Below are 23,298 nucleotides of genomic sequence, written 5' to 3'. Positions count from 1 at the left end.
AAACTAGTTCAATGTTCCCTGCGCCTCTTCATAATTGTTAAATATCCTGAACACCTTGTCCATTCGGATGAGCGTGAGCAGGTTCTTAACATCCGGTTTCAGTGAGACCAGGTAAATATCGACATTGCGCGGCATGGCGTACTTCAATGCTACCACCAGGCTGCCCAGGAAAGAGCTGTCGATGTAATTCACGTTTTCAAAACTGACGATCACCAGCCGGACGCCCTTGCCGATAATCGTAATCATCTCTTCTTTGAATGCATCCGCATTGGAAAGACTGGCCTCTTCCGGTAAAATCGTGGCTTGTACCACGCGATTTATTTCCTCAACTTTCAGTATCATACAGGGTTTTGTTTTTCTATAAAAATGATGCTTGCGTCGTCCATCTGGTTATTGTCGTCGATCAGGTCCAACACATGCTTCCTGATCAGCTCGAAACTGTCGGGCTGGCCGAGGTAAGGGGTTATTTTTTCTACAAAAAATGGATAATCACTCTTTTTTGAGCCATTGGACGGAATATCGATCATGCCGTCGGTGAATATCGCCAGCTGGTCGCCGGGCTTCATGGCCACTACCTGTTTATCGTACATGCCATCTTCCAGCAGGCCTAGCAGCAAACCGGTGGATTGCACCGTGGATGCGCTCCCGGTTTCGGGCGAATAGCTGATCAGGGGCAGGTCGCCCGCGCCTGTGTAATGCACCTCGCCCGTATGCGTGTCGAGCAGGAGCAGGGAGAGGCTGGAAAGGATATTCTGCAAACTTTCGTCGAGGTAAATGAGCTTGTTGATCTTCTGCGCGATGGTCATCAGCTCGAAATCCTTATCCAGCACGCAAAAGCGGATCGCAGCGCGGATATAGCTCAGAAAACCGAATGTGAAGAACCAGGCTTTCCATTTTTTACCCATAATATCACCCAAAAACGCGAAGCAATAACGGCTGTCGACCTGCACGAAATCGATAAAATCGCCGCCCGGATAGCCGCGGTAGCCCTTGTGCCAGTACGAAATACGGTAACCGCTCACCACCGGTGCATGCGTGGGGATGGATTTTACATTCAGCGTTTCGGCAGCCACTTTCAGTTCCCTGACCGACCTTACGTGCTCATTTTCAAGAATTTTGATGATGTTATTGAGCTTGGTAATGATCACCGGGATCGGCGTTTCCTTGTTGATGAAGTCCAATGCCGACATGTTCAGGCCTTCGAGTACCAGTTTGTTGTCGGTAAACGAAGTGAGGAAAACGAAAGGAATGTCGCTGATATTCGGGTTTAACAATACGGCCTGCCGGAAATCGAAACCGTTCATTTCGGGCATGTCGTAGTCGGAGAGGATCAGGTCTGGCGTTTCCACGAGCAGCATATCTAATGCTTCCGTGGCCGATTCGCAGAGCACGCAGTTGTATCCCGCTTTCAAAAGAGCATGCTCGATTACCTTCCGGAAAAGCAGGTTATCCTCCACGAGCAGGATCTTTTTGACGGCGGTCGTTGTCTCGGGGAAGCTGATCATTTCTTGTTGAAGTTTAATACGAATAAAAGCACTCCGCCAAAAATAATCAGCAGCGACACAAGGTCCATAATCGTGACGCCGTCATTGATATTGAAATAATACACGGTAAAAAGCTCGAAACTGGGTGGTGCGGGCATGATGATCATCGCAAAACCGACGATGATAAGCAGGATAGCGAGGATGAACATGACGCCTTTCTGGACAAATCCGCCGCGCTTGGGCGCATTGATTCGGCTGTCGAACTGGTTTTCGGCCAGGAGCTTTTCCAGGCCTTCCAATAGTTCCTCGCGCGAGAGGTTGTTTTCCTGATCGAGCTCCCTGAACGGCGCGAGTTTCTTGCGGGTAGCGGCCGAGCGCTCGAATGCGTCGGCGATCTGCTTCTGGTAATGCTTTGAAAGCTGCGCTTCAATATCCGCCTGCTCGATCGCCTCGATCAGCTCCGCGACCTTGCCGTCCAGCCGCGCAATTTCCTGTCCATGAGGACCGGATGGGTTTTGGCCGGAATCTGAGTCGCTGAGCTTACGGTTGACTTGCACGCTGGGATGGTTTATTCCTGAGAAAGGCTTTCAGGACGCATTGAGGATGTTTTTTACAAAAACCGGCGATCATTCCCGGATTTTGGTTAAAGCTATGTTTTTATTATTAAATTTGAAATAGTTCTACAAATCAATAAAAATATTCCTTCAATTTCCAGCGGCATTACGGGGCATTTTGCGCATGAAAAAAGTTTCGATCGTAACGGTGAATTTCAATCAGCCGAAGGTTACCGAAGACTTGTTGAAATCACTGGCGGAGGTGAATACCTATCCCGATCTGGAAATTATCGTCGTCGACAACGGCAGCAAGGCAAACCCCGTGCCGGAATGGAAGGAGCGCTATCCGGGCATCATTTTCGTCCGTTCCGACCTGAATACCGGCTTCGCAGGAGGGAACAATATCGGCCTCGCGTATGCTACGGGCGACTACCTGTTCCTGATCAATAACGACACGGAAGTAACCACCGACCTGATCGTCAAACTGGTAGATACCCTGGAAACCAACCCGAAAATCGGGATGATCTCCCCGAAAATCCATTATTTCGACCAGCCCGGAATGCTGCAATACACCGGTTATACGCCCATGAACTACTATACCTGCCGCAATGCGTGCATCGGGCAGTTCGAGCAGGACCGGGGCCAGTACGATTTCCTCACCGGCCCGACCGGCTACGCGCACGGGGCCGCGATGATGATCCGCCGCGAAGCCTGGGAGAAAGCGGGAGGGATGGCAGAGAACTATTTCCTTTATTATGAGGAACTCGACTGGTGCGAGCGCATTAAACGCGCCGGCTACGATGTATATGTGAACCTCGATGCATTGATTTACCACAAAGAATCGGTGTCGGTAGGCAAACGAACGGCTTTGAAGGAGTTTTTTATGAACCGTAACCGCATTCTGTTCATCCGGAAGAACGCGCCGGGGTTCACCTTCTTCGTCTTCTGCTGCTACTTCGCGCTGGCGGTGGTGCCGCGGAATATCCTTCAATACATCAGAAATAAAGAATACCACTTCATACCCGTGTTTTGGAGTGCGATTACCTGGCATTTCAAAAACAAACCCGATAGCGAAAATCTAGGCTTCCCATTGACCCGCTGATTTATGGAGATACTTTTCTGGCTCAGTCTGTTTATTGTTTTCTACACATTCCTCGGTTACGGCATCGTGCTGTACATGATGGTCCGCATTCGCAGGGCATTCAAGGGAAAAAGGCTGGCGCCGGGGCTGGATCAGGATTTTCCGACACTTACGCTCGTCATCGCGGCTTATAATGAGGAGAGTATTATCGAGGAGAAAATCGCGGATACGCTGCAACTGTCGTACCCGGCAGGCAAGCTCAGTCTCATATTCGTCACCGACGGCTCGTCCGACCGTACGCCCGACCTGGTGGCCAACTACCCGCAAATTAAGCTCATGCATACGCCCGTACGCAGCGGGAAGATCCTGGCGATGCACCGCGCGATGCATGAAGTGGATACCGAAGTGGTTGTTTTCACAGATGCCAATACATTTCTAAATAAAGATGCGTTGCTGCTCATCGCGCGGCATTATGCCGATGCCAAAGTGGGTGCGGTTTCCGGTGAAAAGCGGGTAATGCAGGACGCATTATCGGACGCGACGGCCGGGGAAGGCTTTTACTGGAAGTACGAATCTACGCTCAAAAAGTGGGATTCCGAGCTGTATTCTGTCGTTGGAGCGGCCGGGGAGTTGTTCAGTGTGCGGCGGTCGCTGTACCGCCCGGTGCAGCCGGATACGATCCTGGACGATTTCATGATTTCCATGCAAATCGCCGAGCAGGGCTATCGCATTGTGTATGAGCCGGATGCGTATGCGTCCGAGCTTTCTTCCGAGAATATCAAAGAGGAATTGAAAAGAAAGGTGCGCATTGCTGCGGGCGGTATTCAATCGATTCTCCGGTTGAAGCAATTGATGAACCCGTTTCACGATCCGTTACTGTCTTTCCAGTACATCAGCCACCGTGTGCTGCGCTGGACCGTGACGCCGTTTTTAATGATTCTGGCATTGGTACTCAACATTCTGATTGTGTTCCGATCCGGCGGTGTACTTTACCAGCTGCTGCTGGCCGGGCAGGTTGGCTTTTACGGCCTTGCATTGGCAGGCTGGATACTCGAAACGCGTAAAATCAAGGTGAAGGCGCTTTTTGTGCCGTATTATTTCTGTATGATGAATTACGCCGTTCTCGCGGGCATTCGCCGGTATTTCAAGGGCTCACAAAGCGCGGCCTGGGAAAAGGCCAAAAGAAAAAGCGCATAACCGTCGGTCATGCGCTCATAAGTTCTTGTCGGAATTGCCGTTTACAGCTGTTTCAATCGCACGGATTCCGATTCCAGAATAGGGATCAGCTCGTCGATCTCCGCCGAAATAGCGTGGTACATTTCGATCAGCTGTTCGGCAGGATCATCGTTTTTGATGGCTTTTTCGAGCACTTCCACCTTCGGGCGCACGTGTGTGAGGCCGGTCATGGTGAACGAGGGTTTCAATCCGTGTACAATACTCGCCGATTCTTTGAGATCGCTCGATTCCAATGCACCTTGTAAAGATCGCCAGCGCGGAACGGAATCGCTGAGAAATGCATCAAAAATCATGTACAGGATTACAGGATCTTCTCCGTAGGCCTGGTCGATGTACGCAAGGTCCAGGGCGGGGTTGAGTTGTAAGGCCATCGTGTTGTGTTAAAAGTTTTTCAGAAGCTCAGTTAGTGGGATTGGTAAGGTATTATTCGAAGAAATACTTCGACAATATAACCGGTTTCTGCAAAACTATCACATTATTGTTGGTTCTCCTCCGCTTTTACTTCTTCTTTGGCCGGCTCTTTGGCTTGTTCTTTCTCTTTTTTACGGAAATACCTGCGGAAAAGGAAATTTGACCGCAGCGCCGTCATGTTCTCGTCCAGTTTCTCGGTCGTACTTTCGAGGTTTTTCAGCGTTTCTTTCAGGTTTGAAGCGGTGGCCTCATCGTGCAGTAACACGCCCAATGGGCTGGTTTTGTTGGAGTTAAGGTCTGCGCTGGCGGTTTTAAGGTTATTCACCATCACATTCGCGGATGAAACGGTCTCGTTAAGCCGGGCGATGGTCCCGCGGAGGTCTTTCATGATCACCGTGTCGGTAGCGAAGTCGTTGGCCAGGCCTCCCTTTTCAGTGAGTTTGGCACTGTAACTGGCCAATGAAGCGGTTAGTGTCTGAGCATTTACGGACGCTTTCTTCATGGCGCCCAATGTCTGATCGAGGTCGTTGTACAGGCGCTCGTCGTTCAGCAGCATCCCGACGGTACCTTTTCCAGCCAGGATGTTTTTGCTGATCGTCTTGAATGCGCTGGTAATGCCGAGCAGGTTCTTGTTGTTTTCCGAAAGCACCGCCAGCATTTCTTCCGTACTCTCGATTTTCTCGACGGCAATCTCGTCGCCGTCTTCGATCGAAGGTACTTTTTGCGTGCCGCCGTAAATGACGATGATCTTGTTACCGATCAAGCCGTCGGTACTCACCTTGGCTTTGGCATTCTTGCGAACGAATTCCTGCGATTTTTCCTCGATATTCAGCATTACCTCCACCTTGGAATTGGCCAGGAAGCGGATGCTTTTCACCGTCCCGATCTTCACCCCCGAGTACCAGATATTGTTGCCGATTTTAAGCCCGTTCACGTCGTCAAAAATGCTTTTGACGGTGATCGTGGAAGAAAAAACCTTTTTCATACTGCCGATCGTAAGGATTCCCACTACAAATATGAGAATGCCGATGACGACGAAAAGGCCTACGTTAACGGATCGTTTGGTTGATGTTGCCATTATTACTGAATAAAATTATAGTCGTAAAAACTCTTGATCCGCTCTTCGTCGGTATCAAATACTTCTTCAAAAGTGCCTGTTTTGAGAAACTTGCCGTCGAGTAGCATTGCAATGCGGTCGCCCGTCTCCCGTGCGCATGTGAGGTCGTGCGTGATAATGATAGAGGTAGTCTGGTACTTCTCCTTCACTTCGTTAATCAGTTCGTTGATTTCCAGGCAGGTAATCGGGTCGAGGCCGGCTGTCGGCTCGTCATAAAGCATGATCTCCGGTTTCAGGATGAGCGTCCGGGCAATACCTATCCGCTTCCGCTGGCCACCCGAGAGCTCCGCCGGCACCTGGTTGATCGTTTGGAGCAGGCCCACGGCGTCGAGCACGTATTCCACTTGTTCGTTGATTTCTGCGCGGGTCAGGTTCGGAATGTTGCGTACGAGCGGGAATTCGAGGTTTTCGCGCACGGTCATACTGTCGTACAATGCACTGTTTTGGAATGAAAACCCGATTTTAAGACGGAGGTCGCGCAGATCGTTGCCTTCCTGTTTGGAGACTTCTTTTCCCAGGACAATGCAATCCCCGCGGTCCTGTTTGAGCAGGCCTACCATAATCTTGATCAATACCGACTTTCCCGTTCCGGACCGCCCGAGTACCACCATATTTTCACCTTTGGTCACAGTAAGGTCCACGCCCTGCAATACATGCAGATCGCCGAATGACTTGTACAGGTCGCGTACCTCGATTACCGGCTCGCCGGGTTTAAATTCTTCTTCCATCTTAAATTCTGAAATAATTGGATACCTGTACGATGATCACCTCCTCGATAAAAATGAGGAACATGGAGGTCACGACAGCGGAGTTGGCCGCCTTACCGACGCCCTCGGTGCCTTTGCTGGCATTATAGCCCTGGTAGCTGCCCACGATCCCGATCGTGAACCCGTAGGCGATCGCCTTCGCTACGGACGTCCAGATGTCCAGGAAAGTGATCTGTTCGAATGCATTCTCGAAAAATGCTATGAAACTCGTGCCTTCGTTGAGGGTCACATTCAGGAATGCGCCCAGCAAACTGACCAGCGAGCAGTAGAACATCAGCACCGGAATGGCTATGGTACAGGCCACCACACGGGTTACCACCAGGAATTTGAATGGGTTAACGGCCGAAACCTCCATCGCGTCAATCTGTTCCGTAACGCGCATCGAACCCAACTCGGCGCCAATGCTGGACCCGATCTTGCCCGCGCTGATGAGCGCTGTTACCAGTGGCGCGAGGGCACGCACGATCGCAATTGCAACCAGCGAGGGAAGCCAGGAAGTAGCACCGAATTCAGACAGCGACGGACGCGATTGTTTCGTAAATACCATCCCGGTAATGAAGCCGGTGAGGCTGATCAGCAGCAGCGACCGGTTACCGATTGCATAACACTGGCGGACAATCTCCTGGAATTCCATTCTGCCCCTGAAAATCTCGCGGAAGAAGCGGATAAAGAAAACATACGCATCATAAACCGCCAGAAAGGCATTATCGAGACTTTTGCCGTATACAAATTGCTTTTTGTTAGCGCTCATTCAATCGGTACAATTGTATTAAACTTAAATAAATCAGACGGTGGTGGTCAGCATCGCCTTTTCTCCGCCGAGCATGCGCTCCTCAAACCATCGCATCCGGTAGGCATTCATCGCATTTTTTCCCAGTTGATCGAGCAGCCGGTAGTTGACGATCACGCCGACGGCCGCGCCGATGCCCGGGATAAGCTGTGCCATTTTCGCGAGGTCGATGTAGTCGCGGTATTCTTGCTGGAATGTTTTCCAGTTAAATTCGTGAATGTCTGTCGGGAGGTCCTTACTATGCATATCCCAGTGGATCATTTTAGAAAACACCTCCTGGCGCCCTTTCTGGCTCGAAAACGTGAGCTGGAAAATGTGGAGTATAAAAAGCCGTTCCCGATAGTCGTTCACGGGCCTTCCGTAAAGAGCAGCTATTTCGAAGAGAAGTTTGATTTTAATGCCGATCAGGATGGGAAACTCTGCTAAAGCAAGCCAGAAACCGCCCGCGCCGGTAATGCCTCCTTCGGCAGCGCCGGCCTTCTTGTAAAAATCGATCTTTTTGCGGACAGCCGTTTCCATTTCTTCCAGCGAGGCGCCGGGAATCGACTGCGTGGTAGTGTATTCGGCCCCGGTGAGCACGCCGCGCACCATTTGTTTGATGGTACCGGTGATCACCTCGTGTATTTTGTCGGGAATGATATCGTTGATCTTGTCCTGAAATTTCTTGGAGGTCCTGTCGATGAAATTGGGCCGCTTCTGCATTTTAAGCTGCCATTTGGTCAATTCAGGTTTTATCTGCTCTTCATAACTGTTGATGTGCATATCGTTCCAGGGCTAATGTCGGACAGGATAGAGAAACGGTGGTTGCTATTGGTCAGCAAAAATCATTCCAATGTCGTAAAAAGTGAAAAACAGCCATAAGAATTCCGTTTGGCAGAGCCGTCAGAAAATTTTTCGTTCGGCGGCAACGCTTACTATTATATGTTGAAACTATCTGATCCATAGTTTTTTAGTGACAACCCTGCCGTCCGACTCAAATCTGATCAAATGCATTCCCGAAGCCTGCCTCGGAACTGTAAAGTAGCTACGCGGGCTCATAGAAATCTTTCGGTGTATCAAAAACTGGCCATTCACACCCACGAGGCTGATTTTGCCGGTTTGCGGTCGGGTAAACTTAACCGTTACCTCATCCCCACGCTGGGCCGGATTGGGAAATAGCTCAAAAACTGCGTCCGGTTCTTTTTCCGTGCCTAAAATCAGCGTCGGCGCCACTTCTGCATAAGCCGGGTTAGCCGATTCGGCAACCTCGTTCAACGCCACAAGCCTGTAAATCACCGGCACGGCCGATTCGCCTGGCTCATCCTGCCATTCGATAATGCCTTCACCCACCCGCGCGACGGGCGTAAAATTCGCATCTTCGCCAAACTTACGTTCGAGCAGATACCCTTTCGCTCCATCAACAGGTTGCCACGAAAGCCTCACATTCCCGTTTTCCCCGCTCTGGGCAGCGAGCACGGTGCCCGGCAATGCGGTAGCGATGGGTACTTCATGGAAAGTGAATGCACGCATTCCCCTCGCATTGGTAATGTAAGGACCGGTGAAAGGATAGTAGTGACTCTCTTTTTCGAGGTATGGCGGCAGGTAGTTAATCGTTTTTGCGTTTTGCGGGGATTTAAGGTCGAGAATGATGCGGTTACCTTCGGCTTTACCGGAAGATACCGGACCGGCCTGATAGTCGAGGTAGAAGAAGTCCTTCAAATCCAGCAACGGCCCGCTCGGATGCCGGTATGGTTCGGGGTATTTCAATGCCTGGCCTTCGTCGAAAACGAGCGTCAGGGAATTCTTTTCAGCGGAATTGTAGAATGCTTTTCGAAGGTTGGGCGAGTCGATATTGTCGGTATCGGTGGATGCGTAAAAGTCGCGGAGCATCAGCCGCGAAAGCTCGGCGCCGCTTTGTTTGTTGCCTTCCCGGCTGTAATGCAGGCCATCGAAACCTGTGGTACCGACGGTCGCAATGCTGGTGATATCGGGGTGAATGTCCGGCAGACGACGTTGATGGTCGCGTATGAGCGTACCTATCAGCGCGACATGGTAAATGATATCGATCTGACAAACGTAAAGTTTTTCGATGGCGGGGAAATCGGTTTTGAGGTTTTTATACAAAACATCGAAATACCCTTCCCAATTTCCACCCTCGCCATAAGCTTCACTCTCGCCCTGCCTGAAAATGTAGGCTTTCACGGCGTGCGTAACTCCGGCCTTTCGTGCGCGGTAGAGCATTCTGCCATAGCCGTTCGTGAAGTCGGCGGGATTGTTTTCGGTACGCATGGAATGCGAATAGGCCGACGACCAGTGGTACCCTGCATTGATCAGGCAGTTTGGAACGCCCGACTTTTCCATCAATTGCTTCTGGATTTCAAAACCCATCGTCCCCACGCCATTATCGTAGGGATGCATGTTGGAAAGCGCCCATAGCGTGTCGGCGGCTTTGTAGTGGTCGTTGTTGAGGTTACCGGTGATCTTTCCGAATGTCCGGCAAAACATGCTCGTATCGCCCTCGCCGAAGAATCCGGTCGCATTGGACTGCCCCGACAAAATATACACATCGCCGCTCACCACCCGGGTACGGGTGACGAGCAGCGTGGAGTCAGAATGTTTGCAAAGCGAAATTTTGAAATCGTAATTGGCGCGTTCGGCTTTGATTATCGCTTCTGCGCTGAATGTGCCGTTCCCGTTTCCGCCATATTGAATGCCCGCTCTCCGGTACTGGTAGGGTTGGCCGTTCCGCAACACCTGAACGGACACATATTTCCAATCGGGCGCGTCCACAACGCCCGCCACGGGCACTTTTGCCTGGCTGGCCGCATCGCGCGGGTAGAGTTGATAATCTTGCGGCAACTTGCTGAAATATACCGGATTGAAATGCTGTCCGGTGCCATAAGTAACTGCAAGCAGCGTTAAAATGGATGATAACAGAAAGTGTGTGGCGGCCCTTTTCAGGAGCCCGCCCGGGAGGAGAGTTTTCAGCACAGGGTTTAGTTATTTATTTGATGCGGACAGGTTTGACCCCTTCCCGCGTGATTTTTACGGGATTGATGAGCCCCTTATCGTCGAAAGACATTACGTCTATACAGGTTTCGCGGTGGTTTCCGTCGGTTTCGGTCAATGGGCGGCGGTGGTAAACGATATACCATTCATCCTTGCCCGGCACCTGGATGATCGAGTGGTGGCCTGCGCCGGTTGCAACCTGCGGGTCTTGTTGCAGGATTTTGCCCACGCGCTGGAATGGTCCGAAAGGGGAATCGGAAATGGCATAGGCTACCGAATAGTTCGGGCCTGTCCAGCCGCCTTCCGACCACATGAAGTAGTATTTACCATTGCGGATAAACATGAACGGTCCTTCCACATAGTTTTCAGGTGTAATCTCGCGGAATGTTTTGCCGTCCTCGAAAGGGATGAAGCCTGTAAAATCGCTTTTCAGCTTGGCTACATTACAATGCTTCCAGCCGCCATAAAAAAGATAATACTGGCCGTCTTTGTCCTTGAAAACAAACTGGTCGATCGGCTGAGCGCCATTATGGAACTTGTCGATGAGCGGCTTACCCAACAGGTCTTTGAATGGACCTTCGGGGCGGTCGGCCACGGCAACACCGATACCGCCTTTTTCATTGTCGTTCTGAATATCGTTAGCACCGAAAAACAAGTAATACTTTTTGTCTTTTTCAATAATCGACGGTGCCCACATCGCCCGTTTGGCCCATTTTACGGCGGAGGTGTCGATAATGTTGGGGTGTTTGTTCCAGGTTACGAGATCCTTGGACGAAAATGCGTCCATATGCACCTGCTTGTTATAAGGCGCCGAAAACGTGGGGTAAATCCAATATGTTTTGTTGAAAATAATGCCTTCGGGATCGGCATACCAGCCCGGAAATACCGGGTTGCCCGATTTAGCCCCGCCGGAGGTCTTCGCCGACTGTGCAAATGCGTGGAAGCAAAAAAGATTTAGAAACGTTAGAGCAAGCAGTTTTTTCATAAGTAGGTTTCGGTAATTGGCAATGTAACCGCTGCAAGTTCCTAATTTTTGCTCAATTAATAAACCTCGCCTGCACCGCCTCCGCCGAATGTACCACCACCGAATTCCAGGCCATGGTCGCCTGGTGTAACACCAAGTTCGTGCGCCGCAATGACGGCTTGCAGGTTTTCAAGACTGTTTTTGCGGTCCTGTTCATCGGATATGCCGTGTTTGGGTGTATGCAAATATTTGATTGCGGCTATCGCTGCGACGATCATAAGCGTACCCGCGAGTACGAGTTCCTGCGAAGGTGTTAATGTCCCAAAGTAGTGTCTGAATGTGTAAACGGAGAATGCAAAAGCGACCAGCCCGATGATCAGCAGGATGCGGTCGGCTCTTTTTAACCCGAAGAAAATATAAGACAGCGGGATGATCAATGTAAATGCGTAGAACATCGGGGCGAACGCAATTTGCGGGGCGACAGACACATTCAGGCCGGCGATAATTGCATTCAGTTCTCGCACTACGAGATAGTTGCCGCCGAGATAGAACGTCACCAGAGAAAGCACTTCGAAGATCTGGCGGCATTCGCGGTAGTAGATAGTCTTGCTTTTTCTCGCCAACGCATATATTACCGCCGACAAGATCATCACGGCAAAAGGCAAAAGTGCTTTGCCCAATGGAAATTTCATCATCAACTCGGCGACGATCGTGAATACTAATCCGAAAATCGCCAGCGGGCCGAGCAAATCGGCGTAACGCAGGGTCACCGGGATGATGACGGCAAGCGCGATCAGGCAGTATCCCCAAAGCGGTGCGTGCTCGAAAAGTAGGAAAACGGGCACCATTGCCGCTGTCACGCCGGCATAGAGCAATGCATTGTCGACGCCGGAATGGAAGAGGTTTTTGGTTTTAATCAAATATTCCAATACAAAAAAGAAGCACCCGCAGCAGATCAGGCTCAATGTGGAAAAGCCCAGGTCGGAGCCGGTGTCGTAAATAAACAGCGACAGGAAGCCGACAAAGAATGAGGTTGCCACCACGGCAAAGCAAAACAGGCCGATTTTGACAAATAAGCCCGGTCGGTAGAATTTTTCAGGAAACAATTCCTTCACCTGCGCTTCCTGGTCGGCGGTAAGGAGGTTTTTCGAGGTCCATTCGGCGGCCAGACGCTGCAAATGCAGGTTTTCGACCCAGGTTTCGTTGTATGCCTTTTTCATTTTTTGATCTCCGGTTTAATGCCAAGAAATTTTTTGAAGTTCAGCAGAAAGTAAATCACGCCGACACTTGAAAAAAGGAAATAGAAGATCCCAAGCCCCAACGCCGCCTCGGCCCCGATGCTGGTGAAAATAGCGTAGGTGAGAATGGAATAGCCATATACCGTACCCATCAGCAGGAACAGGAGTGACTGGGCATGACGTGCGCGGTAGACGAAAAAGGCGCAAAGCCCGATGCCGATCAGGAAATAGAGCACTGGTGCGCTCTCATTGAACAGCCCGATTTGCGCGGCAATGCAAGCCAGGTTCCCGCCCATGAGCATATAGGTAAATGCGAAATGCTTTTTGATGTTTTGTTCTTCCGAAATCCAGCCCACAGCCGTGAGCACGCAGCCAAGCGCGATGGCCGGCATGATGAGCTTGCCATCGGAGAAATCGTTGCCGGAGATGACCGAAAGCGGGGCGATAGTGAGCCCCAGCCACGAAGCAAGGCCGGTAATGGCCATCGACAATGCGCCGCGGTGGTCGAAACGGTAGGCGCAGAGGAAGAATACGATGGTAGGGATGATCACCGCCAGCCCGTACCGCGAGCCGAACATGTTGTATTGGAATTGCAGGTAACCTTCCAGCCCGAGGAACGTCGAGCAGCCCAGCAACAGCACGTAGTCAACCAGCTTGTTGGGATTATGAATCTGCTCGTGGGAATAGGGCAGGCTGTTTTTGTAAGTATAGTAAAAACAGCCCGCGGTAATAAGCGCAATGACAGCGATGATTACCTGATGGCCGATGGTATCGATGTTTTCGTAGATCAGGATGCCGGCGCCGGAACTGAAAATGAGGATACCCAGGTAAAGTATCGAGCGTAATTCCCAGTGAATGGAAAAGGCCTTTTCCGCTTCGAAAGAAGCAATGCTTTCGGCCTGCTGATCGGAAATAATACCCTTGCTTGTGAGGGCATTAAGGATGGATTTTGGTGTCATGGAAGTTGAGACGAGGGAGGGTAAAGTTAGCAAACTTTACCAGGAACGCTGCTTCGCCTCTCTTCGGGAATTATTTAAAGGGCGTGTGGAATATTTAACGGTACAATAATCAGAACCGGAGCGTGAAATCCTCCTTCACCTGCTCGTTCCGGAAGAATACCAGCCCGATCCAGAACAGGTCTACCGTGACCGTTACCTGCGGATGCGCTCTGATATATTCCCAGGCTTTCGTCATTTCCTCCGACCAGTATATGTCGTCAAAAATGAACAACGAGCCGCTTTGTGCGTGCGGAAGGCATTGTTCGAAATAGCGAACGGTAGGTTCGTAGCGGTGATTGGCATCGAAATAGGCGAAGTCGATCGGGCGGTCGAGCGAGTCCAGGCGCTTTGGAAGCGTTTCGTCGATATTGCCGAGCACTACCTCGATGTTACCGGCATGCTCGCGTTCGAAATGCTGCTGCGCCTTGCCGGCCGTTTGCGGACAGCCTTCGAACGTAATCAGCCGGGCATCCGGCTTGGCTTTCGACATATATAATGTAGTAAGCCCGAGCGAGGTACCCAGTTCGAGGATTGTTGCCGGTTGAAAACGCTGGATGAGCCGATAAAAAAGCCGTCCGAATTTTGCTGGTTTTTCTGCGTTTTTCGCGATTGTTTTGATCTTCCGCAGGTTCGACTTGTTCACACGCGAGCCCGCGCCCAGGTCGAGAATTTCGATTTGTTCGTCGGAACGCAGCAGTTCCTTACGCAATGAGCGGATCGATTCGTACTCCGGATTATCGTCCTTCCGGACCGCGATCACATTGTTATAAAGCTCGAACAGGAAAGGGGAATGAATGGAATGCTCGTTTCCGGAGCGCAAAAGGTACTTGATATAAGCAGCAATCAATGCAGTCGAATTTTAAAATAGGCCGTTGCCCGGCCGGTGATTCAGTTGAGGCGGTAGGGTGCTACGAGCGAAAACGCGGGGATCACGACGCGGAACTGCCGGCCGTCGAGCACGCGCTCCATCAGGTAAGTACCGGCCATTTTGCCCATGTCGGTGCGCAGGTTACAGCCCGAAACGTAGTCGTGCACATCGCCGGGTTCCAGCACGGGTTGCAGCCCTACAATGCCCGCTCCCTCTACTTCACGCACCGTTCCGTTGGCGTCGTGGATCAGCCAATGCCTTCTCAACAGCTTGACGGTATGCTCGCTGTGGTTCTCGATCAGGATCTTGTACGTGAACACAAAATGATCCTGACCCGGATTGGAGTAATCGGGCTGATATTCCGTCAAAACGGTGACTTTGACACCATCTGTAACTTTGGAAACCATATAGATCGAGGGTGTTGGAAAGTAATAGGAACGAAAATAGTGATCAATTGCTGATAAAACCAAATCAAAAAACACATAATTTGGATTTCCAAAACGAATTTAACAGCATGGATGTAAAAATTGAGCAGTCGTGGAAAGAGCGGCTCGCACCCGAGTTTGAGAAGCCTTATTTCGCATCGCTCACCGCTTTTGTCAAGGAAGAATATAAAACCAAACAAATATTTCCGCCGGGGAATCAGATCTTCAATGCATTCAATTATTGCAGTTTCGATGATTGTAAAGTGGTGATTCTCGGCCAGGACCCATACCACGGCGCGGGCCAGGCCAATGGCCTTTGCTTCTCGGTCAACGACGGTGTGCGAATGCCTCCTTCGTTGCTCAATATATTCAAAGAAATCCAGCAGGACCTGGGCAAGCCGTTCCCGCAAACCGGCAACCTCGAACGCTGGGCGAAGCAGGGCGTACTGCTTTTGAATGCGACGTTGACCGTCCAGGCGGCTGCGGCGGGCTCGCACCAGGGCAAAGGCTGGGAGCGGTTTACGGATGCCGTGATCAAATGTGTTTCGGATGAGAAAAGCAATGTCGTTTTCATGCTCTGGGGCCGGTATGCCCAGGAAAAGGGTGCGGTTATCGACGAGTCGAAGCACTATGTGCTGAAAGCCAAGCACCCTTCACCGATGTCGGCCAATGGCGGCGGCTGGTTTGGCACAAAACATTTCAGCAAGGCCAACGAATACCTGGAAAGCAAGGGCCTCGACCCGATCAACTGGTAGTGGTGTAAATAAAAAGAGAGCCGGGATGCCCGGCTCTCTTTAAGATTTTCACTCCTATTACTATTATTAATTACTTCTCGATGTTGGAATTCATCTCCAACACATTGTCCCATTGACCTTCGTTGGCCTTCACGAATGCATTTCTGTCTGCATTCAATGTGTATTCCCGGGCAGCTTCTTTGGTGCGGAACGTCAGGTAGTGGATCACGTCAAATTCCTCACTACTGTTGTCCGCCTTTTGCACATGTCCGGCCGAGTAGGCTACGACATCTTTCACGGATTTCTTCATAGTTGCAAAATCGCGCAGGTGTTTTTCAACTTCCTGTGTAGTAGTACCAGGTTTAAACTTGATACAAACCACGCGCTGGATTTCGGCAGGCTTATGCGGAACGTAAGCTCCGTAAATGACCAGCATAAACACGCAAAGCGCGAAAACCGGCACTAAATATCCTAATGTTTTATTTTTCCTTTCCATTATAGCAAATTCAATAAATGCAATTATCTATTTCTTCTGCTACAAAGGTAAAACTTAAATCTATTATTGTATTATTTGGATATTAAATATAAATAATTTTGAAAATTTAATATTGAAGAAAAGAAACAACCCCCGAAAATCTACTTTCCAAAATATTATTCTGAGAATATTTTTTTGGAAAATTTTTAATAGTACAGCCTGTTAGCTAGCTGTGGGCACCCTTCACATTCAAAAACTGGCCGTTGGCGAAAAACAAGTTTCAAAAAGCGGCCATTCTGTTACCTTTTTTTGTAAATGACGTCTTAAAAGGTGTAAAACCGCTACAAACACCTTCCGAATATTGTATGGCGTCGTTACCTCATTTCCGACGAAAAAAGTCTGAAAAAAATCGATTTTTTTTCAAAAAAGTGCTGTATTACAGCCTTGTTATGGCGTTTTTGATGCTCCAAAGCGGCTCCAAAGCCGTTTGGGGCTTCTGGGCGCACAAGCGGATCAACCGTTTGGCGGTTTTCAGGCTGCCGGTTGAAATGCAGGTTTTCTATAAAAAGTACATTGATTACCTGACTGAAAATGCCGTCAATCCCGACAAGCGGCGGTATGCTGTCATCGGCGAAGCGGAGCGGCATTTTATCGATCTCGATGTGTATGGCGATAGTGCGCTGGCGATACTCCCGAAACATTGGCAGGCTGCTGTGAAGAAAATAGGAGAGGATAGCCTGCGCAAACACGGTATCGTGCCTTGGCACATTCAGGTAGCTACATCGCAGCTGACAGCTGCATTTAAAGAAAAGAGTGCCACCCGTATCCTGCGCATTTCCGCCGACCTCGGGCATTACATTGCCGACGCACACGTGCCGCTGCACACCACCCGCAATTACAATGGGCAGCTTACCGGCCAGGATGGCATTCACGGGTTCTGGGAATCGCGGCTGCCGGAGCTGTTTGCGGAAGAATACGATATGTGGCTAGGAGTGGCGGTTTACCGACAGGAGATTGCAAACGACATTTGGAAAGCCGTCGGGGATTCGCATGCGGCAATGGATTCAGTACTGCTTTTTGAAAAACAGCTCACAGAAACTTTCAAGGCCGATAAAAAGTACAGTTTCGAACTTCGGAACAATGTGCTTACCCGCATGCATTCGCGCGAGTTTTCCGACAAATACCATCGTGCGCTTGCCGGGCAGGTCGAGCGGCGAATGCGGGCTTCGGTACAAATGGTGGGAGATATCTGGTATACCTGCTGGGTGAATGCCGGTCAGCCCGATTTGGAACAGCTGGTAAATGCGGGGCCGGAAGTTACGGAGGAAAAAACAGAAGCCGCCGAACAGCAAAGCTGGTTACAGCGGCTTTTGAAAGTCAGGCCGGAATCCGATGACTAATCCCGGATGGTTACGCGGATTACCGTTCGATAGTCAGCCCTTGTTATTTTCAATCAGCACTTTGGCGGTCACGAGTAGCTGCCCTACATGCCGTTGCGTATGCTCGGCGGCGTGGAAAAGTAAGCCTAAATGCGTCGAAGGTACCATAGCGCGGCCTACGTAGCGGATTTCGGTCAATGTATCCGGGTTTGTCTCGCGGAGCTGCTGCAATGCAATTTCCAGCTGCTCGCTGAACTGACCGAGCAGGTGATTGTAAGTGCAATCTTCAAATGGCTCCTTACCCTCGCTTTTAAGGTAGGCCATCTGACTTTCGCTGAGCGATTCCTCACGCGCATACGTGTACAGGCGGTCGAGCACGCCCGCGAGGTGCTGCAAATGGAAGCCGACCGACGCCACATTTGCCGGTTTTTCCCAAAGCAGTTTGGTAGGAAATGTATTGCTGAAAATGCCCAGCTCTTCCCGCGCCTGTAATAATGCATGTGCGACAGGTTGGAGCAGATCGGGTATCCCGGGAAGCGGCCCGCGGAGCCATACTTCGAGTTGTTCGTTTTGCATGGCTGAAAATAAACGAAAAAGGGACCTTTTTACAAGTCCCTTTTCGCACTAATCAATTGTTGTCAGAATTTATTTTGCAATGTCGATCTGCACCGGCTTGCCTTTGATGGTGTTGCCATCCATCGCACGCAATACCGCACGCGCATCGCGCTCAGGTACGTCTACGAACGTGAATTTGTCATAAATGTCGATCGCACCGATGGTTTTGCCCGGAATGTTGGCTTCGCCTGCGATAGCGCCCACAATGTCTTTCGGCATAATGTGGTCCTTACGGCCAAGGCTCAGGAACAAACGGGTCATACCAGCCTCGGGAGCCGATTGACGGCGTTCGCCACGATCACCTCCACGGTCACCGCGCTCGCCGCGTGGTGCATAACGGTCGCCACCGCGATCACCGCCACGGTCACCGAAACGGCCACCTTCGCGACGGTCTCCACCTCTTTCGAAACGGCCGCCTTCACGACGATCGCCACGTCCGAAACGGTCGTTACCGCCTTCGCGACGGTCGCTGCGACGCTCTTCCCACGCGAGGTTGCCATCCGAGTATTCATTTTTCTGAACGCCCATGATCTGCTTAGCCATCGCACCTACGATCTGCTCGGTAGAGAAGCCGCTGTGATGCAGCATTTCAAGTACGTCGTTGTACAGTTCTTCGTCACCGCTTTCTTTGATAGAGGCTGAAATGTTCTCTACAAAACGTGCTTTACGAACGCCCACGATATCTTCGAAAGAAGGAATAACGCCTTTTTCGATTTTTACTTTGGTATAACCTTCAATGGATTTCAGACGGTATTTTTCGTCACGGGCAACCAGTGAGAATGCCTTACCGGACATTCCCGCGCGGCCCGTACGGCCGATACGGTGTACGTAATATTCTTCGTCCATCGGAATGTCGTAGTTGATCACGCCATCCAGGCCGCTAACGTCTATACCGCGTGCCGCAACGTCTGTCGCAACAAGGATAGTAGTTACACCAGCCTTGAATTTGCTCATCACATTGCTGCGTTGTTGCTGGCGCAAGTCACCGTGGATACCTTCCGAAGCATAACCGCGCAATTGCAGGTCTTCCACGATCTCGTCCACTTTGCGTTTGGTATTACAGAAAACCAGCAGGGACTTAATGTGGTGCATATCGATCAGACGGGTCATTACCTCGACTTTCGCCTGTGGTTTTACTTCAAAATAAACCTGCTCGATATTCTGGTTGGTCAGCTCGTTACGAACTACCTTAATTAATGTAGGATCGTTGAGGAAGCGTTTGGTGATCGACATGATCGGCTTCGACATCGTTGCCGAGAAAAGGATCGTCTGGCGATCTTCCGGCATATCGGCCAGGATGCTCTCGATGTCCTCACGGAAGCCCATATCGAGCATTTCGTCGGCCTCGTCGAGTACCATCATGCGTACTTCGTCGAATTTCAGGGTGCGGCGCTCCATGTGGTCCATAACGCGGCCCGGAGTTCCTACTACTATATGTACTCCTTTTTTGAGGGAGCGGATCTGACGGTCGATCGAGTCGCCACCGTAGATGGCTTCGATGCGCACGCCGCGCAAATATTTGGCCAAACGGCCTAGTTCTTCGGATACCTGCACCGCGAGTTCGCGGGTAGGGCAAAGGATCAGTGCTTGTACTGCATTACTGGATGTATCAATTCTTTCCAGCACGGGAATTCCGAATGCAGCAGTTTTACCGGTACCGGTCTGGGCCTGACCAATTACGTCAGAACCCTGCATAACTGCGGGGATTCCCTGTGCCTGTATCGGGGAGGGTTTTTCAAAACCCATTTCTTGCAAGGCTTTCAGGATGTTTTCGTTGAGTCCAAGCTCTTCGAAAGTTTGAAAAGTTTCAGTAGTCATTCTATTGCTTTTAGTATTAATTCTTGAATTGAACGGATGCTCCGGTTTGAGAGTGACGAAGGCTGAAAACAGCACAATGATCCTGCGGGACAAGCCCAACACATGCATTTGTTCCAATTGAAATTGGACCACATCACCGGCATTCCGGTTTATTTCGTAAAAAAATTGAAAGGGATTGCCACAAAGCCCACCACTAACCATCCGTGGGGCTCTGCGTGTGAACGGTAGGTCCAGCCGGGACAAATTTTGAGGCTGGCAGGTGATCTAAAATGTACTAGACCGTTTATGAGCAGAGAAGCGAACGGATGTTCCTTCAAATTGTGACGCAAAAGTAAGAACAATATTCGACAATCGCAATGCTTTTTAGAAAGTAATTGTAATATTTTTAGAAAACAAAAACCCGGCACATTAAAAATGGCCGGGTTTATCTAGTCAGGTTTGCTGATTCAGAATAATTCTTTGACGTCCGTATAAGGCAAATGCCATGCTTCGGCTACACCTTTAAATACTACTTTTCCGTGAACGACATTTAATCCCTTGCGCAGCTCCTCGTTGGCGGAGCAAGCCTGTTTCCAGCCCTGGTTGGCCAGTTGCAATGCGTAGGGGAGCGTAGCATTGGTCAATGCGAGCGTGGAGGTGTAAGGCACCGCGCCGGGCATGTTTGCTACACAATAATGTACGACGCCGTCCACTTCGTAGATCGGATCTTCGTGTGTGGTTGCTTTGGAAGTTTCGAAACAGCCGCCCTGGTCGATCGCCACGTCCACCATTACCGTTCCCGGCTTCATCAGTTTCAGCATGTCGCGGGTAATGAGCGACGGGGCTTTCGCGCCCGGGATCAGCACACCGCCGATGATCAGGTTCGCGCCCTGGATGAGCTCGCGGATGTTGTATTCGTTGGACATTACCGTGTCTACATTCGCCGGCATAATGTCTTCCAGATAACGCAGCCGTGGAAGGCTGATATCCATAATCGTTACATTCGCTCCCAGTCCTGCCGCCATTTTCGCCGACTGCGTTCCTACGATCCCGCCGCCGAGTACCAGCACGTTCGCCGGTTTCACTCCCGCCACGCCGCCGAGCAAAATGCCAAAGCCACCCATCGGTTTTTCGAGGTATTTGGCACCTTCCTGGATCGCCATACGGCCTGCTACCTCGCTCATCGGAACGAGTAACGGAAGGCTTCTGTCTGTCTTTTCGACGGTTTCGTACGCGAGGCAAACGGCTTTGCGCTCGATCATCGCGTGGGTGAGGGGCTCGGAGGACGCGAAGTGAAAGTAGGTGAAGAGGAGCTGGTTTTCTTTAATTAGTGGGTATTCACTTGCAATTGGCTCCTTAACTTTTATGATCATTTCGGCAATGCCGTAAACTTCTTCGATGGTGGGGAGAATGCTTGCTCCGGCTTGTGTGTATTGGTCGTCGGTAAAACCGCTGCCTTTGCCTGCCTCCGCCTGCACGTACACTGTGTGTCCGTGCTTACGTAGCTCTGTGACTCCTGCGGGCGTTAAAGCTACCCGGTTCTCGTTGTTCTTGATTTCTTTGGGGACACCAATGATCATCGGTATGTAAGTGTTTTTATAGTTTAGATTAATGAGTTCAAAATTAATTTTTGGCAGAAAAACATACTATAATGTCTGTCAAAGACAGAAAAGAAAACTATTTTTGATCCCTTATGTAAGAAAAATTTCTGCCGGTAACGCTCACAGCTTGTACACAGCCACAAAAAATACTTTATGCAGCCAGACCAGACCGACCGCAAGATTCTGGATTTACTACAAAATAATGCCCAGATGACGATCAAGGAGATCGCGAGCAAGATCAATCTGTCGGTCACGCCGGTGCATGAGCGCATACGAAAGCTTGAAAAAGAGGGGTTTATCGATAAATATGTATGCTTGCTGAATCGCCGGAAACTGGGGAAAAGTCTGGTCGTGTATTGTAATGTAACATTAGACAAGCAGCGGAAGGAGAGCTTTGAGGACTTCAACCAGGCCATTGTGCAAATGCCTGAGGTACTGGAATGCTCGGTCGTTTCAGGCAACTTCGATTACATGCTCAAAGTGGTCGTAGAAGATGGTGAGGCGTACAATCAGTTTTACCAGCATAAACTTTCTGCCCTGTCGAGCGTGTTACACATCAGCAGTTATTTCGTAATTTCCGAAATCAAGTACACCACCGGAATCGCTGTATTGTAATTTTCAACGCTATTTAAACTGATCATCAGGCCGGTACGCGCGCGCTGATCGCTGAATGTCCAGCATATGAACAAGAACTTTAAGGATGGCCTGAACCTGATGTCGAAAGTGACGCCGAAGCGCGCCTGGAATGCAATGCAGATATTGGGAAGCTATTTTTATTCCAAAATGACGGGTAACCCGGTGCATTGGGGAATGCCGATCGCGATTTCTTTCGAACCGACTACTTCCTGTAACCTCCGCTGCCCCGAATGCCCCAGCGGCCTGCGCTCGTTCACACGGCCGACGGGTATGATGGAAGAAAAATTGTACAAAAGGACCATCGACGAACTCGGCGATACCTTATTATACCTCATTTTCTACTTCCAGGGCGAGCCCTATTTGCATCCCAAGTTTTTCGAACTGGTTAAATATGCCAGTAGTAAGGGTATTTACACCGCCACTTCCACCAATGCGCATTACCTCACCGACGAGAAGGCGCGTAAAACCGTGGAATCGGGACTGGACCGCCTGATTATCTCCATCGACGGCACCACGCAGGATGTGTACCAGCAATACCGCGTCGGTGGTAACCTTGAAAAAGTGCTCGAAGGAACGCGCAATATCATTAAATGGAAGAAGGAGCTCAAATCCGCGACGCCGCATGTGATTTTCCAGTTCCTCGTGGTGAAGCCGAATGAGCACCAGATCGAAGACGTGAAAAAGCTGGCCGAAGAAATGGGCGTGGATGAAGTAGGCTTGAAAACCGCGCAGATCTACGACTATGAAGAAGGCTCCGATCTGATCCCTACTATTCAAAAATACTCCCGGTACGAAGTTCAGGCCGATGGAAAGTATTCTATCAAAAACAAATTCGTAGACCATTGCTGGAAAATGTGGCACTCGTGCGTGATCACCTGGGACGGTGCCGTGGTGCCCTGCTGTTTCGATAAAGATGCCGAGTACAAGCTGGGCGACATGAAAACTTCGACATTCCGCCAGCTCTGGAAAGGGAAGAAGTACCGCGATTTCCGCGCTTCACTTATCCGATCTCGTTCAGAGATAGAGATGTGCAAGAACTGTACGGAGGGCACGCAGGTGTGGGCGTGAAACATTTTGCCTATTTTTCCTTCAATTTATTTTTAATTAAATAATAATATCATTTAAAAATCTCATAGTCAA

The 23,298-nt window shown here is 50.2% G+C and carries 24 protein-coding genes; 6 read left to right on the top strand and 18 right to left on the bottom strand.

Annotated features, from left to right (window positions below; all coding sequences use genetic code 11):
* Window positions 1-3: 3 nt before the first annotated feature.
* Genes BLQ88_RS03325 through BLQ88_RS03315 form a run of 3 tightly spaced genes read right to left on the bottom strand, consistent with a single transcriptional unit; the run spans window position 4 to window position 2,041 of the window.
* Window positions 4-342, bottom strand: coding sequence for an STAS domain-containing protein (locus tag BLQ88_RS03325; RefSeq protein WP_090146700.1), 339 nt, complete (start codon window positions 340-342; stop codon window positions 4-6).
* Entirely contained in the window at window positions 339-1,505 is a 1,167-nt protein-coding gene (locus BLQ88_RS03320) for a response regulator (RefSeq protein WP_090146698.1), read from the bottom strand. The genes BLQ88_RS03325 and BLQ88_RS03320 overlap by 4 nt, the downstream gene beginning before the upstream one ends.
* Window positions 1,502-2,041 carry a hypothetical protein gene (locus BLQ88_RS03315; RefSeq protein ID WP_090146696.1) on the bottom strand — a complete coding sequence of 180 codons (540 nt, stop codon included), beginning with the start codon at window positions 2,039-2,041 and terminating at the stop codon, window positions 1,502-1,504. The genes BLQ88_RS03320 and BLQ88_RS03315 overlap by 4 nt, the downstream gene beginning before the upstream one ends.
* Window positions 2,042-2,222: 181 nt before the next feature.
* Here BLQ88_RS03315 and BLQ88_RS03310 point away from each other — a divergent pair, with 181 nt between their 5' ends.
* Together BLQ88_RS03310 and BLQ88_RS03305 are read left to right on the top strand one after the other, a co-directional pair.
* Window positions 2,223-3,140: a glycosyltransferase family 2 protein gene (locus tag BLQ88_RS03310; RefSeq protein WP_090146694.1), complete on the top strand. Its 918-nt coding sequence runs from the start codon at window positions 2,223-2,225 to the stop codon at window positions 3,138-3,140.
* A gap of 3 nt (window positions 3,141-3,143) precedes the next feature.
* Window positions 3,144-4,316, top strand: coding sequence for a glycosyltransferase family 2 protein (locus BLQ88_RS03305; protein ID WP_090146692.1), 1,173 nt, complete (start codon window positions 3,144-3,146; stop codon window positions 4,314-4,316).
* A gap of 41 nt (window positions 4,317-4,357) precedes the next feature.
* Here the strand turns inward: BLQ88_RS03305 and BLQ88_RS03300 are convergent, their stop codons facing one another.
* The 11 genes from BLQ88_RS03300 to apaG all read right to left on the bottom strand — a co-directional run bounded on the left by BLQ88_RS03300 (window position 4,358) and on the right by apaG (window position 14,903).
* The gene (locus tag BLQ88_RS03300) at window positions 4,358-4,726 is read right to left on the bottom strand and encodes an Hpt domain-containing protein (protein ID WP_090146690.1); all 369 of its coding nucleotides are present in this window, start codon (window positions 4,724-4,726) and stop codon (window positions 4,358-4,360) included.
* A gap of 104 nt (window positions 4,727-4,830) precedes the next feature.
* On the bottom strand, window positions 4,831-5,844 hold the full coding sequence (locus BLQ88_RS03295; protein WP_090146687.1) for an MlaD family protein: 1,014 nt from the start codon (window positions 5,842-5,844) through the stop codon (window positions 4,831-4,833).
* Between the two features lie 2 nt (window positions 5,845-5,846).
* A complete protein-coding gene (locus tag BLQ88_RS03290; protein WP_090146686.1) occupies window positions 5,847-6,611 on the bottom strand; it encodes an ABC transporter ATP-binding protein in 765 nt (254 codons plus the stop codon).
* Between the two features lies 1 nt (window position 6,612).
* Entirely contained in the window at window positions 6,613-7,401 is a 789-nt protein-coding gene (locus BLQ88_RS03285) for an MlaE family ABC transporter permease (protein WP_090146684.1), read from the bottom strand.
* A gap of 33 nt (window positions 7,402-7,434) precedes the next feature.
* The gene (locus BLQ88_RS03280) at window positions 7,435-8,202 is read right to left on the bottom strand and encodes an EcsC family protein (protein WP_374754749.1); all 768 of its coding nucleotides are present in this window, start codon (window positions 8,200-8,202) and stop codon (window positions 7,435-7,437) included.
* 168 nt (window positions 8,203-8,370) lie between these two features.
* Window positions 8,371-10,410, bottom strand: a complete 2,040-nt coding sequence (locus BLQ88_RS03275; protein WP_090146682.1) for a sialate O-acetylesterase — start codon at window positions 10,408-10,410, stop codon at window positions 8,371-8,373.
* A 13-nt stretch (window positions 10,411-10,423) separates the two neighbouring features.
* Window positions 10,424-11,413 (bottom strand): glycoside hydrolase family 43 protein, encoded by a 990-nt coding sequence (locus BLQ88_RS03270; protein WP_090146680.1) that lies wholly within the window; start codon window positions 11,411-11,413, stop codon window positions 10,424-10,426.
* A gap of 56 nt (window positions 11,414-11,469) precedes the next feature.
* Window positions 11,470-12,612 (bottom strand): hypothetical protein, encoded by a 1,143-nt coding sequence (locus BLQ88_RS03265; protein ID WP_090146678.1) that lies wholly within the window; start codon window positions 12,610-12,612, stop codon window positions 11,470-11,472.
* Window positions 12,609-13,589: a DUF2157 domain-containing protein gene (locus BLQ88_RS03260; RefSeq protein WP_090146676.1), complete on the bottom strand. Its 981-nt coding sequence runs from the start codon at window positions 13,587-13,589 to the stop codon at window positions 12,609-12,611. The genes BLQ88_RS03265 and BLQ88_RS03260 overlap by 4 nt, the downstream gene beginning before the upstream one ends.
* Window positions 13,590-13,698: 109 nt before the next feature.
* Entirely contained in the window at window positions 13,699-14,475 is a 777-nt protein-coding gene (locus tag BLQ88_RS03255; RefSeq protein WP_090146673.1) for an O-methyltransferase, read from the bottom strand.
* A gap of 41 nt (window positions 14,476-14,516) precedes the next feature.
* Window positions 14,517-14,903 (bottom strand): Co2+/Mg2+ efflux facilitator ApaG/CorD, encoded by a 387-nt coding sequence (apaG, locus tag BLQ88_RS03250; protein WP_012779816.1) that lies wholly within the window; start codon window positions 14,901-14,903, stop codon window positions 14,517-14,519.
* 107 nt (window positions 14,904-15,010) lie between these two features.
* Between apaG and ung the strand changes: the two genes are divergently transcribed.
* The gene (gene ung, locus BLQ88_RS03245; RefSeq protein WP_090146671.1) at window positions 15,011-15,676 is read left to right on the top strand and encodes a uracil-DNA glycosylase; all 666 of its coding nucleotides are present in this window, start codon (window positions 15,011-15,013) and stop codon (window positions 15,674-15,676) included.
* 70 nt (window positions 15,677-15,746) lie between these two features.
* Here ung and BLQ88_RS03240 read toward each other — a convergent pair whose 3' ends face one another.
* Window positions 15,747-16,151, bottom strand: a complete 405-nt coding sequence (locus BLQ88_RS03240) for a Dabb family protein (protein WP_090146669.1) — start codon at window positions 16,149-16,151, stop codon at window positions 15,747-15,749.
* A 428-nt stretch (window positions 16,152-16,579) separates the two neighbouring features.
* Here BLQ88_RS03240 and BLQ88_RS03235 point away from each other — a divergent pair, with 428 nt between their 5' ends.
* Window positions 16,580-17,530 carry a zinc dependent phospholipase C family protein gene (locus tag BLQ88_RS03235; RefSeq protein WP_229212557.1) on the top strand — a complete coding sequence of 317 codons (951 nt, stop codon included), beginning with the start codon at window positions 16,580-16,582 and terminating at the stop codon, window positions 17,528-17,530.
* A gap of 33 nt (window positions 17,531-17,563) precedes the next feature.
* Here BLQ88_RS03235 and BLQ88_RS03230 read toward each other — a convergent pair whose 3' ends face one another.
* The 3 genes from BLQ88_RS03230 to ald all read right to left on the bottom strand — a co-directional run bounded on the left by BLQ88_RS03230 (window position 17,564) and on the right by ald (window position 21,501).
* Window positions 17,564-18,085 (bottom strand): DinB family protein, encoded by a 522-nt coding sequence (locus BLQ88_RS03230; RefSeq protein ID WP_090146668.1) that lies wholly within the window; start codon window positions 18,083-18,085, stop codon window positions 17,564-17,566.
* Window positions 18,086-18,154: 69 nt separating this feature from the next.
* Window positions 18,155-19,942, bottom strand: coding sequence for a DEAD/DEAH box helicase (locus BLQ88_RS03225; protein WP_090147107.1), 1,788 nt, complete (start codon window positions 19,940-19,942; stop codon window positions 18,155-18,157).
* A gap of 446 nt (window positions 19,943-20,388) precedes the next feature.
* Window positions 20,389-21,501 (bottom strand): alanine dehydrogenase, encoded by a 1,113-nt coding sequence (gene ald, locus BLQ88_RS03220; RefSeq protein WP_090146667.1) that lies wholly within the window; start codon window positions 21,499-21,501, stop codon window positions 20,389-20,391.
* A gap of 174 nt (window positions 21,502-21,675) precedes the next feature.
* Here ald and BLQ88_RS03215 point away from each other — a divergent pair, with 174 nt between their 5' ends.
* Both BLQ88_RS03215 and BLQ88_RS03210 read left to right on the top strand, forming a co-directional pair.
* Window positions 21,676-22,137 (top strand): Lrp/AsnC family transcriptional regulator, encoded by a 462-nt coding sequence (locus tag BLQ88_RS03215; protein ID WP_012779823.1) that lies wholly within the window; start codon window positions 21,676-21,678, stop codon window positions 22,135-22,137.
* A 66-nt stretch (window positions 22,138-22,203) separates the two neighbouring features.
* The gene (locus BLQ88_RS03210; protein ID WP_090146665.1) at window positions 22,204-23,226 is read left to right on the top strand and encodes an SPASM domain-containing protein; all 1,023 of its coding nucleotides are present in this window, start codon (window positions 22,204-22,206) and stop codon (window positions 23,224-23,226) included.
* Window positions 23,227-23,298: the final 72 nt, after the last annotated feature.

This window comes from Dyadobacter soli (genome assembly GCF_900101885.1).
Classification (GTDB): Bacteria; Bacteroidota; Bacteroidia; order Cytophagales; family Spirosomataceae; genus Dyadobacter; species Dyadobacter soli.
This window is presented reverse-complemented; position numbering and strand designations above follow the sequence as displayed.